Annotated in this window: 1 protein-coding gene; it reads right to left on the bottom strand. The window is 65.7% G+C overall.

Features of this window, described 5'->3' with window-relative positions; all coding sequences use genetic code 11:
• A partial coding sequence (locus tag AYR66_RS12020) for a TPM domain-containing protein (RefSeq protein ID WP_206047153.1) occupies positions 1-1,127 on the bottom strand: 1,127 nt, incomplete at both ends.

Genomic DNA, 1,127 nt, shown 5'->3' with positions numbered 1-1,127 from the left:
CTCCCCCACCCGAGCGTCCACCGTCGCCGCTATCGCTGCTCGAGCGACTGCCGCCACTGCAGCTATGTTCGCGGATGCTGTCCCATTCCTCGCTCCAGCTGCGGGAACGTTTCGATCTCCCCCTTCCCGATGCCCCCCTGTACCCCGCGCCTATCGCTTCCATCAGGCCGAATGCGATTGCCGCGCCAAAGAACGAGAGAAAGACGATCAGGCCGATTTCTGCGCCGAGCAGCCACAATGACGCGCCGATTCCGCCAGCTGCGAGCGCCACGGCGGCAAGCGCAGGAAGCCGAAAACGCGCGATCACGGCAAGCAAGATGGCAATGCCGGCGGCGATGAAGTGTGGCGTTTCCGGTCCGCCCTCGCTCTCAGTGACGACAACCGGCGGCAGTTCCTCGCCGTCGATGACGCGGACGATCTGTTCCACCGCCGCATGGAGGCCGCCGCCGAAATCGCCGCGCCGAAACAGCGGCCGCATGCGCTCATTGACGATACGGCTGGCGATGGCATCGGTCAGCACGGCTTCGACACCGTAACCCACTTCGATGCGCATGCGCCGGTCATCCTTGGCGACGAGGATCAGCACACCGTCATCGATGCCTTTCCGGCCGGGCTTCCATTCCTCGAATACGCGTACCGCTATCTCCTCGATCGACGCGGGTTGCGTGGTGGGCAGCATAAGCACCGCGATCTGCGCACCCTTGCGTGAGCGGAAAGCAGCGATGTCCGCCTTGAGGCCGTCGATGTCCTGCGCGGCAAGTGTGCCGGTGAGGTCGACGACCGGGGCGTACGGCGGGATTTCCACCGCACCGGTCTTCGGCGACGGTCCCGGAAGATCTTGCACCGGAGGTTCGCGCCAGGCTTTTTCAATTGCACGCGTGCCCTGCTCGATGGCCGAGAACGTGTTGTTGTCGCGCAGGTAGCCGTGCACGCTCTCGCGCAGGATCATGCGTGCGGTGACGGCCGGAATCCGCGCACGAGCGGACTCGGCGACGGCAATGCGGGCAGTCTGCGCGGAGGGCTGGAGCAGGAGGAGCGCGTCGGGGCGATGGGCGGCCGCCTGTGCGACCAGAAGCTTTTCGGCGCAGGCATCGATGGGCTCCGGTTCGCAGCTGTCGACGACCACT

This window comes from Noviherbaspirillum denitrificans, assembly GCF_002211445.1.
Classification (GTDB): domain Bacteria; phylum Pseudomonadota; class Gammaproteobacteria; order Burkholderiales; family Burkholderiaceae_D; genus Noviherbaspirillum; species Noviherbaspirillum denitrificans.
Note: the sequence above shows the minus strand (reverse complement) of the source record. Positions and strands in the feature narration are given on the sequence as shown.